General features: G+C 63.8%; 9 protein-coding genes and 1 tRNA gene. 5 read left to right on the top strand and 5 right to left on the bottom strand.

Translation table 11 applies throughout. The features are described from left to right. Positions 1–837: 837 nt before the first annotated feature. The 3 genes from Q0R27_RS11995 to Q0R27_RS11985 are packed head-to-tail and all read left to right on the top strand — an operon-like array spanning position 838 to position 3,185. Entirely contained in the window at positions 838–1,059 is a 222-nt protein-coding gene (locus Q0R27_RS11995) for a DUF3489 domain-containing protein (protein WP_293945091.1), read from the top strand. A gap of 1 nt (position 1,060) precedes the next feature. Then, positions 1,061–1,501 carry a DUF2924 domain-containing protein gene (locus Q0R27_RS11990; protein WP_293945088.1) on the top strand — a complete coding sequence of 147 codons (441 nt, stop codon included), beginning with the start codon at positions 1,061–1,063 and terminating at the stop codon, positions 1,499–1,501. After that, positions 1,494–3,185 (top strand): recombinase family protein, encoded by a 1,692-nt coding sequence (locus Q0R27_RS11985; RefSeq protein ID WP_293945086.1) that lies wholly within the window; start codon positions 1,494–1,496, stop codon positions 3,183–3,185. Before Q0R27_RS11990 ends, Q0R27_RS11985 begins: the two co-directional genes overlap by 8 nt. 273 nt (positions 3,186–3,458) lie before the next feature. On the opposite strand, the gene Q0R27_RS11980 is transcribed toward Q0R27_RS11985, so the two are convergent. From Q0R27_RS11980 to Q0R27_RS11965, 4 genes are all read right to left on the bottom strand, one after another. Continuing rightward, a tRNA-Thr gene (locus tag Q0R27_RS11980) sits at positions 3,459–3,534 on the bottom strand. Between the two features lie 19 nt (positions 3,535–3,553). Beyond that, on the bottom strand, positions 3,554–4,429 hold the full coding sequence (locus Q0R27_RS11975) for a hypothetical protein (RefSeq protein ID WP_293945084.1): 876 nt from the start codon (positions 4,427–4,429) through the stop codon (positions 3,554–3,556). After that, the gene (locus Q0R27_RS11970; RefSeq protein WP_293945082.1) at positions 4,426–5,733 is read right to left on the bottom strand and encodes a mechanosensitive ion channel; all 1,308 of its coding nucleotides are present in this window, start codon (positions 5,731–5,733) and stop codon (positions 4,426–4,428) included. The genes Q0R27_RS11975 and Q0R27_RS11970 overlap by 4 nt, the downstream gene beginning before the upstream one ends. Further along, complete coding sequence (locus Q0R27_RS11965; protein WP_293945080.1) at positions 5,730–7,091, bottom strand: replication-associated recombination protein A; 1,362 nt, start codon at positions 7,089–7,091, stop codon at positions 5,730–5,732. The genes Q0R27_RS11970 and Q0R27_RS11965 overlap by 4 nt, the downstream gene beginning before the upstream one ends. 126 nt (positions 7,092–7,217) lie before the next feature. Here Q0R27_RS11965 and Q0R27_RS11960 point away from each other — a divergent pair, with 126 nt between their 5' ends. Next, positions 7,218–7,853 carry a PadR family transcriptional regulator gene (locus Q0R27_RS11960; RefSeq protein WP_293945078.1) on the top strand — a complete coding sequence of 212 codons (636 nt, stop codon included), beginning with the start codon at positions 7,218–7,220 and terminating at the stop codon, positions 7,851–7,853. Between the two features lie 88 nt (positions 7,854–7,941). Here Q0R27_RS11960 and Q0R27_RS11955 read toward each other — a convergent pair whose 3' ends face one another. Continuing rightward, on the bottom strand, positions 7,942–9,078 hold the full coding sequence (locus Q0R27_RS11955) for a ScyD/ScyE family protein (protein ID WP_293945076.1): 1,137 nt from the start codon (positions 9,076–9,078) through the stop codon (positions 7,942–7,944). 403 nt (positions 9,079–9,481) lie between these two features. Between Q0R27_RS11955 and Q0R27_RS11950 the strand changes: the two genes are divergently transcribed. Continuing rightward, a complete protein-coding gene (locus Q0R27_RS11950; protein WP_293945074.1) occupies positions 9,482–10,060 on the top strand; it encodes a hypothetical protein in 579 nt (192 codons plus the stop codon). Positions 10,061–10,209: the final 149 nt, after the last annotated feature.

Here is a 10,209-nt window from a genome sequence, read left to right as displayed (position 1 = left end):
CCAGCCCCACCCCATCAAAATCACCCCGCAGCCCGACCGCCGACGCCATCGCAAACCTCCCACAGCTTGCGATGTTGAATCAGATCATAGCCGTCTTGGGAATCCCCCGCGTTGAGTCAGAGCCCAAGGGACTTGGTATTACGGGCATGGATCGCCTGCTCCACAGTGCACTTGACTACCTTGATCCCTTCGCGCCGCAGCTGATGCCAGACTTTGCGGGTGCCATAGATGTGGGTCGGCGTTCAACGCAGGACCTCCGGTGATTATGGCCTAAGTATCTGAGTAACCGACCGAAAACGTGCTCCAAAGGGGGGTTCCTCGCGACGCCGATTTTGCACTGTTCAGTTTCTCCTTATTGCGCCCAATCAATGAGTTGAGAGGCGCGAGGTGGGGTTTCGCGTTGGATGCCGGTGCACAAACCGGACTGTAATGGGCGCCGAGTTTCGCCTAGAATCGTCTCAGTGGCCCCCGCACCTCGATTTAACCGCAGCCAGAAGTCCCGGAAGTGCGCCTATTTTGAGGCTGACTTCAATGAAAAAACACTAATCTCAGATACTTAAGACTGGGTGGTGCACAATGATGGACTCGAACCACCGACCCTCGCATCGCGCAGCATCAATCCCGAGCGCCGGGCCGCATTGCAAACCCGTTGCGGTGCTGTTCGAAAATAGCTCGGCGCTTAATGCAGATACCATTCGACTTCCCCGTCGAACCGAGCATTGCTGTCGACGTGAACCTTGCCGCGGGCAGCGGTTCACCGCCCCGCGGGATCTTCTTATGCGGGGCTGAGGGTGGTGGAAGCGGCGCTCATGCCGCTCTCGATAGCGGAGGCGCCCCATGAAGAAAGCAAAGCTACCCACCAAGCCAGTCAGCAAGATCAGCATGGTCGCCGATCTGCTTCGCCGCAAAGGCGGCGCAACCCTCGTCGAACTGATCGCCGCCACGGGCTGGCTCCCTCACTCGACGCGTGCCGCCCTTACCGGCCTGCGCAAGAAGGGCCACGACATTGAGCGCGGTACGCGCGGTGGTGTCACGACCTATACGATCGCGGCATCCTGAGATGATAACGCTTGAACAAAGGCTCACTGCGCTGGCGACCATGTCGCCGGTGCAGCTGGCCGCCGAATGGCAGCGCGTGCTCAAGTCGCCAGCTCCCGCCATGACTCCCGATCTGCTGCGGCGCGGGATTGCTTACCGGCTCCAGGAGGAGGTGCATGGCGGGCTAAAGCCCTCAGTTGTCCGCGAGCTGGAGCGGATCGGACGTCAGTCCGACCGTACGGCGCCTGTGGCAGTCGCGGGCCTGCACATCAAACCCGGCACTCGGCTGGTGCGCGACTGGGGCGGAGCCACCCATCATGTCCTCATTGAGGAGCAGGGGTTTTCTTACCGCGATCAGCGCTACTCCTCGCTTAGCGAAATTGCCTCCACCATCACCGGGACCAAATGGTCGGGCCCGCGGTTCTTCGGCCTGAAAGGGCGTGGAGGGCCGCCCAATGCATAAGCCTGCCGGCCGCCACGGCGAGGGCGGCACCGCGAAGATCCGCTGCGCGATCTATACGCGTAAATCGACCGAGGAGGGGCTCGAACAGGAGTTCAACAGTCTCGATGCCCAGCGCGAGGCCTGTGCGGCTTACATCCTCAGTCAGCGCCACGAGGGATGGACCGAGTTGCCGGACATCTACGACGACGGTGGGTATTCGGGTGGGAACATGGAACGCCCCGCCTTGAAGGCGCTGCTGGCCAAGGTGGCGGCCGGGAAAGTCGATGTCATCGTCGTCTACAAGGTCGATCGCCTTACCCGGGCGCTATCCGACTTCGCCAAGATCGTCGATGTTCTCGATGCGGCGAACGCCAGCTTCGTGTCGGTCACCCAGTCGTTCAATACCACCACCAGCATGGGGCGCCTTACCCTCAACGTCTTGTTGTCGTTTGCGCAGTTCGAGCGGGAGGTCACCGGTGAGCGTATCCGCGACAAGATCGCCGCCTCGAAGGCCAAGGGCATGTTCATGGGCGGACCGGTGCCGCTCGGATATAATGTCGTCGATCGCAAGCTGATCATCGACGAGGGTGAGGCCGCAACGGTGAGGATGATCTTCACCCGCTATCTCGATCTCGGCTCTGGCCGGGCGCTCCAGGTCGAGCTGGATCAGCGCGGTGTCCGCAGCAAACGCCGAGTCTATCGCGGCGGTCGGCCTTATGGCGAGCAACCGATCAGCCGAGGACCGCTGTACGTTATTCTTCAAAACCGGATCTACGTCGGCGACATGGTTCACAAAGGGAAGGCCTACCCCGGGCTTCAGGATCCGATTATCGACCCGCAGCTGTTCGATCGGGTTCAGGCGCAACTCGCATCCGCCCGCGTCCAGCGCCGTCATGGCGTCAATGCCCGCGAGCCCAGCCTGCTCGCCGGGTTGATGCGCGACGAGCACGGACGGATGATGTCGCCGAGCCATGCGGTGAAGCAGCAGCGGCGCTATCGCTACTACGTGTCGCAGGTTGACGGTGCTCGCGGGGATCTCGCGGCGGCCCCTGCCTGGCGCGTGGGCGCAGTGGAAATCGAGCGGATCATCTGCTGCGCTTTGACCGCCGAGATCCACAAGCGTGTCCACGAGCGCAGCCGCAAAGGCGATCTCGATAGTGAAGTCATCACGCGACTTCAGAATGCCCGGCGCGGCGCCACGGCCGTGCTCGATGACGCGCCCGGCTCCGAGCAGCGCGCGCTGTTGCTCTTGCTCATCCGTCGCATCGACGTGTCGGTTGCTGGGCTGACGATTGATTGGAAACTCGACGCGATCGACGCGCTCCTCGCTGAGGAGGATGGCCTGAAAGTTAGCGTCGCTCTTCCGCCAGCTCTCATCCGCGTCGGCAAGCAGGCCAAGATGCTGCTTGAGACCGAGGGAAGCGCAACCCCAGCCGATGCGAACCTGGTCAAGCTGCTGGCGCGCGCGTTCGCGGTGCGCAAGGCCATCCTGGAAAGTAGCTCGCTCGACCAGGGAGCGGCCGAACTCGGTTATGGACGCGATTATGCGATCGCACTCACACGCGTGAGTTATCTTGCCCCGAGCATCGTCAAGTCAATCTTGGGCGGATTGCAGCCGAAAACCTTGAGCGCAACGCCTCTCGTCAGGACTCCGCGTCTTCCCTACCGATGGGAGCAACAATGCTGTCTGTTCGGCGCGGCCTGACCACGCGCCGCTCGATGCCGCCTTCTCAGGGCTCATTGTGGTTCCTGCCACCCCCAAGAATGGCTGGGAATCTCAGGTCGATCGTCGCCCCTGATGCACAGACTCGCTATTGGCCCTCGGGAGATAACACCTCGGATCTTCCTCCAGAGTCGCTGAGTGAGCAGTCTCTCGTCCGCGCGCTTACCCCAACGGGCGCCCTATCCCTCGGTAATTACGCGACAATATTGAAAACACTTGTCACGTCTAAACTACTGATAAAGAACGATAAATCGGTGGTGCCGGTTGCAGGAATCGAACCCGCGACCTTCGGTTTACAAAACCGCTGCTCTACCATCTGAGCTAAACCGGCGTCCAAATCCGGCTTTGCGTCAGAGGACGCCGAAGGTCCAGCCTTCGGTGCGCGCAATCTGCGCTGTGAGGCCGGGTGGGGCGAACGACGAAGGGTCCTGGGCCAGCGCTCGCATTCCGGCGGCGGTGACCAGCGCGTCGCTCTGGTGATCGGTCGGGTCGACCAGGAGGCTGGCGGGGTCGCTCCCCAGACCCATCAGGGCGCGATCGACGTCGGCGGCGGTGCGCAGCTTGGCGCCGCTCATCCCGGCGCGTCGAAGATATATGCGGGTGTAGATCTCGACCACCGCGCTGGCGTTCTTGCTCCCCGGGGTGGGGAGCGGGTCTATCGGCCAGATCGCGACTTGCCCGTCTAGGCGGTGAAGCAGGCGCATCCCGGAAAAACTCGCCTTGGCGACCTGCGCCGCGCCGATCGCGTCATAGGCCGAGGCGGTCTTTCGGCCGCTTTGCGCGTTCAACGCGGCGTCGCACTGGCGGAAGTGGACGAAATCGGCCTTCACCCCGTCGGCGATGCCGAAGTAGAAGTGCGGTCGGTGGACCGCTTCGAGGAAGCTCGCCGCGCCGAGGTCCTCGTCGTCGCTGTGGTGGTCGACATAGTGCCAGAAGGCGCGGGCGTTGGTCGGGACATTCGCTTCGCCGGGGAGGTAGGCGCCGCGCTCGACGAACGGCGGGGCGAAGCTGAAGTCGAACCCGAACAGGGTGGGCTCGCGCTCGGCTTGCTCGAACAGCCAGTCGAGCAATTCGGTCCGCGACCAGACATGATCCGGGCGGATGATGCGAGGCGCGCCACTTCCATGACGCGCCTCGGCAACTGCAATTCCCTTGTGCCGCCGCCCCTTCGCCCCCGACCAGTCGATCGCGACAAAGGACCGGAAGCGGGGCTCGCCGTCGTTCAATCCTCGGGCGTGGCCGGCGGGGTCGGCTTCTCGAGGCGCGGCGGGGTTTTGGGGGTCTGCGCCTGGCTCGCCGCTCGGTCGCCGTAGCGTTCCAGAAACCGCGCCGCGGCGTCACGCCCGCCGAGCCCGAAGGCCAGCGCCGTGGCAACCGCCGCCGAGCCGAGGATCAACCCAAACGCCATCATCACGATCGCATCGGCGAGGCCCATGAAGGTCAGGCCAATCGCCGTAAACAATGCGATGATGGCGTATCGCACTATTGTTTGCGCATAGCCGCCGTCGCCGGTCGACGAGCCGACAAGGCCCGACACCACGCGCGACAAGAACACGCCGGCGACGATGATCAGTGTGCCGAAGATGACCTTGCCGCCAAGCTCGGTGATCTGGGCGAGGAACACCGCGACGGTGCCACCGCCGAGCTGTTGCGCCGCTTCGATCCCGGCGGTCAGCATGATCGCGATGAAGGCGATGTTGGCGACGATCCGCGTCGGGCTGGTGGTAGCGGGGAGGATGCCGGTCGACTTGACCGCCTGGTCGAAGCCGGTCGGCGGCAGGATGCCTTCGATCAGCGTCTTGAGGAAGCGCGCGGCGATGAACGCGATCCCGAGCCACAGCGCGGCGGTGAGGACGCGCGGGATGGCGGCGAGGATTTCGTTGAGCATGTTGATCGCCGGGACCGAGATCGCCTCAATGCCGAGCACCTGTAGCGCCGCGATCGCAACCGGGATGATAATCAGCGCGAAGACGAGGATGCCGGCGGCCTTGGCAAGGGTCGCACGGGTCGCGCCGGGGGCGGCGCCGGGGGGCACGGCGCTGGGGTCGGTGCGGACGGTCGAGGCGTTGTCGCCGATCCCGGCCTTGGCGAGCAACCCGTCGACATTGGCGACGGTCAGCGCGGTCTCGACGATCTTGCGCACGATCCGCGCGACGATCAGGCCGATGAAGAAGATCAGTCCGGCGCCGAGCAGCTTCGGCAGGAAGGCGAAGATCTGCAGGGTCAGCGCGTTGATCGGGGCAAGGATCTGGCCGATCCCGAGGAATTGCAGCGCGGCCATGATCCCGACCAGCCACACGATCAGCTGGGCGATGGTGCCGAGCTGGTGGCCGACGGTTTCGCCGGGTGCGCCGTGATGATGACGCTTGAGGGTCGGGACTTTGTCGATGGTCTTCTGCAGCGCCCACTTGACCGCACGTGCGACGATCCAGGTGGCGATGATGATGAGGATGGCGATGAGGATTTTCGGCCCCCACAGCATCAGCTGATCCTGCATGTATGCGCCCGTGCCGCTGTCGATATACATCATTCGCCTCCCTGTTCGTGATCGCTCAACCCGTGGGGTTCAGATTTGTTTCGGCGCCGTTCGTCCCACCATGCGAGGCGTTCGGCAAGCCGCTTCTCGAACCCGCGGTCGGTCGGGCGGTAGAAGGCGCGCGGTGTCATGTCGTCGGGCCAGTAATTGGCGCCCGAGAAGCCGTCCTCGGCGTCATGGTCGTAGGCGTAGCCGGCGCCGTAGCCGATGTCCTTCATGAGTTTCGTCGGTGCGCCGAGGATATTCATCGGCGGCATTAGAGAGCCGGTTTCCCTGGCCGAGCGCCATGCTTCCTTCTGGGCGACGTAAACCGCGTTCGATTTGGGGGCGGTGGCAAGGTAAAGGCAGGCTTGGGCGATACCGAGCTCGCCCTCGGGGGAGCCGAGGAAGTCATAGCTGTCCTTGGCGGCGATGCACTGAACGAGCGCCTGCGGGTCGGCGAGGCCGATGTCCTCGACTGCCGCGCGGACGAGGCGGCGGAGGAGGAACAGGGGTTCCTCGCCGGCGGTGAGCATGCGGGCGAGGTAATAGAGCGCGGCTTGCGGATCCGAGCCGCGGATCGATTTGTGGAGCGCGGAGATGAGGTTGTAGTGGCCCTCGCGGTCCTTGTCGTAAACCGCGACGCGGCGCTGAAGGAGAGCGGCGAGCGCGGTCGGGTCGAGGTCGGCATCGGGCGCAATGTCGATCAGGGTTTCGGCCTGGTTGAGGAGGAAGCGGCCGTCGCCATCGGCGCTGGCGACGAGCGCGTCGCGGGCTTGCGCGGTGAGGGGGAGGGCGCGGCCGACGAGGACTTCGGCGCGGTCGAGGAGCTTGCACAGCGCCGTGTGGTCGAGCCGCTGGAGGATCAGCACCTGGCAGCGGGAGAGCAAGGCGGCGTTGAGCTCGAAGCTGGGGTTCTCGGTGGTCGCGCCGACGAGCGTGATCGTGCCGTCCTCGACGAACGGCAGGAAGCCGTCCTGTTGGGCGCGATTGAAGCGGTGGATCTCGTCGACGAACAGCAACGTCTTGCGGCCGGTGCGGGCGAATTGCCGAGCTTCGGCGAAGATCTTCTTGAGGTCGGCGACGCCCGAGAAGACCGCCGAGAGCGCAACGAAGCGCAGCCCGACCGCGGCGGCGAGCAGGCGCGCGAGGCTGGTCTTGCCGGTCCCCGGTGGCCCCCACAGGATCATCGACGACAGTTTGCCCGCCGCGACCATTCGCCCGATCGCGCCGTCGGGGCCGGTCAGATGCTCCTGGCCGATGATCTCGCCGAGGCCCGCGGGGCGGAGGCGGTCGGCGAGCGGGCCGTCGGCCGGGTGGGCATACGGGACGCCTGCGGGTTGAGCTTCGTTGCTTGCGAACAGGTCGGCCATCGGGGTCACTAACGCGGTTCGGCGGAAAAAATCACGCAGCTTCGCGTTTGGTTCTTGCAAAGATTGTATTAAGATATATCTTAGAGCTATCTTATGAAAGGAATCATGGGAATTATGCAGATGCATATGACGGGTCGCGGATGCGGCTCACGCGGTGAAGGCCGCGAAAACTTTAAACGGGGCTTCGGCGCGTCGTTCGGACCGGCCGGAATTCGCTTCGAATTCGGCGGTCCGCGCGGTGGTGGCTGGGGCCGTCCGGGCGGCGGCTGGGGCGGCGACGGAGAGCGGCCGCGCGGCCGGCGCCGGATGTTCGGCTCGGGCGAGTTGCGGCTGGTGCTGCTCAGGCTGATCGCCGACGAACCGCGCCACGGTTACGACCTGATCCGCGCGATCGAGGAGAGGACCGGTGGCCAATATGCGCCGAGCCCGGGGGTGGTCTATCCGACGCTGACGATGCTGACCGACATGGGGTTGATCGAGGAGCAGGCGGCCGAAGGTTCGCGCAAAGCGTTCGCGGTCACTGCCGAGGGCACCGCCCATCTCGCGGAGAATGAGGCCGAGGTCGACGCGCTGCTCGCGCGGCTCGACGAGACCAAACCGCGAGAGGCGCCGCATGGTGGGGCCAATATCCGACGGGCAATGGGCAACCTCATGTCGGCACTACGCAACCGCGTTGCCCACGAAGGCTTCGACGAGGCGCTGGTTCACGAAGTGACCGCCATCCTCGACGAGGCGGCGCAGCGGATCGAACGGTTGAAATAAGCCCCAGACGAGTCCGTGACACGAAATGGCCCGGCGCGACGGTCGACGGACCTCGTCGCACGCCGTCCGGGCCGTTTCGGAATAAACCTCAGTCGGGGACCGTGATCCTCAATACCTCGCCCGGTCCATCGGGCAGCGACGCCGGCGGGCCGAAGCCCTTGTTGGAAACATAGAGCGCACCGTCGGGCCCGAAGGTCATCGCTGTCGGCAGGAACAGCCCCGACGCGATGACCTCCTTGTTGGCGAAACCGGTCACGCGGACAATTTGCCCCGTTCCCGGCGTCGGAAACGGATGGCCGGTCGTATTCTCCAGCACGTACATTCGCGCGCGGTGGTCGAAGGCGACGCCGAGCACGGCCGTCAGCCCCCACACGACCGGTTGAATCTGGCCGCTCGGGGTGAGCTTGTAGATCTTCGACGAGCCGCTCTGGATCGGGAACGGGTTGAGATTGCCGACGTAGAAGTTGCCGTGATACGCGATCGCGGTCGGGACGATATGCCCCTGGCTGGCGGAGATGTCGGCGACCCGGGTAATTTGGCCGCCAGTCGTCACCCGGACGAGTTCGCCATGATTGGGCTCGACCGCATAGAAGGAGCCGCGCTCGGCAACCATGCTGTACCAGGTTCCGTCGGGCTCGAAATCATCGGGCTCGGGGTGCGCGACCGGGTGGAATTGCTGGAATGCGCTGAGATCGGCGATGAGGCTGGTGCTGCCGTTGCCGTTCACCCGGTAAATGCCATTGGTCGAATTGAGCACGCCGTGCGAGCAACCGGCCCCGCCGAGCAGCGCGTAGAGCGTGTTGCCGATGAATGCCACGTCGGCCACGCCGCTGACGAGGCCGCCCTGACCAGCTGAGATCTGGCTCGACGGGAAGCTGTCGACGACGGTCGTGCGGACGTGATTCACGACCTTGGAAATGCGTCCGCCCGTTGCGCTCCCGGTGTACGGGCCGACAGGCGCCGGCACCTGATCGCATTGGCCGACGGTCGAGTTCGTCCCCCCGGGGCCACCTTCGGCGACGTAAAGATTTCCGTCGGGTCCGAATTTCAGCCCGCGAGGATTGTTGAATCCCGTGGCATAGACCGAGATAACCGCGGTCGAACTGGCCGTCGCGGGCTTGGCGAATGCGACGGGGGCGGTGACCAAGGGAAATGCCAGCGTAGCAACGGCCAAGACGCTCGTGCCCGACAAGGCACGCCGATAGAGTCGAACCTGTTCCTTCATCTTGATGCTCCTTTCATATTAGAGAGACGATCACTTCAAGCTAATCGTATCAACATGGTCACCAAGACGCTCAGGCAGAGAGCGTGGTGTCGCATGTGGGAAAAATCATGCGAGCCATCACTTGCGACTAGCAGCTCAAACATCGACGCGTGGTGCAGCTCGCAGCATCGCAAGGGCAATCCGCGTAACTATAGTTTTCGGAGTCGTGCCGAATTAAGCGCATGTACTATGAAGAAACAAAATAGCTGTCAACAATTATTAAATGAGAACAAGATTGGCTGCCAAAGTCGACTACGGCCTGTCCGTAATAATCTGATTCAAAATGAAAATACCGGCTGCCTATCGAAGAACGAAAACCGCCGACACGCGAGTTGACGGGTGACATCGTTGCCCGGATGACAGGATGATGACGGTCTATCTCACCTTGTTCGCGATCGTGCTCGGCGTGAACCTGTTGCCGGCGTTCGGGCCGCCGACCTGGTCGATCATCGTCCTCTACGGCCTCAACTCGCAACTGCCGCTGCCGGGGTTGGTGCTGACCGGGGCGGTGGCGGCAGCGATCGGGCGGTTCGGGCTGGCGCATGGCTTTCGCCTGCTGCGCGGGCATATTCCGGAGCGGATGGCGAAGAATGTCGCCGCCGCCGGACGGCTGCTTCAGCGCCGGAAGCGGAACACCTTCCTTGCGCTCGGGCTGTTCGCCTTGTCGCCCGTTCCGTCGGCGCAGCTGTTCGAGGCGGCGGGGCTCGCGGGGATACGACTGCTGCCGTTTACCGCGGCCTTCTTCGCCGGTCGGTTGGTTTCCTATTCGCTCTATGCGGCGACCGCGAAGGGACTGGAGAAAAGCTCGCTCGGCGACACATTCAGGCATTCGCTGACCAGCCCGACCGCAATCGCGATCGAGGTGGTGATGCTGTTGCTGTTGTTCGGCCTGACCCAGTTCGACTGGGAGAAGTATTTCGGTGAAGACGCGACGAAGCGCTGAGCAGCTTGTCTAGGGTCAGGACCCATTGATTTGAGAGGCGCGATCTGATTCAGGCTCCGCAAGGAGACGGAGCATGAGCAACCTGTACTGGCTGACGGACGAGCAGATGGCGCGGCTTGAGCCGTATTTTCCCAAGAGTCACGGCAGGC

The sequence above is a fragment of the Sphingomonas sp. genome (genome assembly GCF_025362505.1).
In the GTDB taxonomy this organism is placed as follows: Bacteria; Pseudomonadota; Alphaproteobacteria; order Sphingomonadales; family Sphingomonadaceae; genus Sphingomicrobium.
The sequence above is the reverse complement of the archived record's forward strand: the minus strand, read 5'-3'. Positions and strand labels throughout refer to the sequence as shown.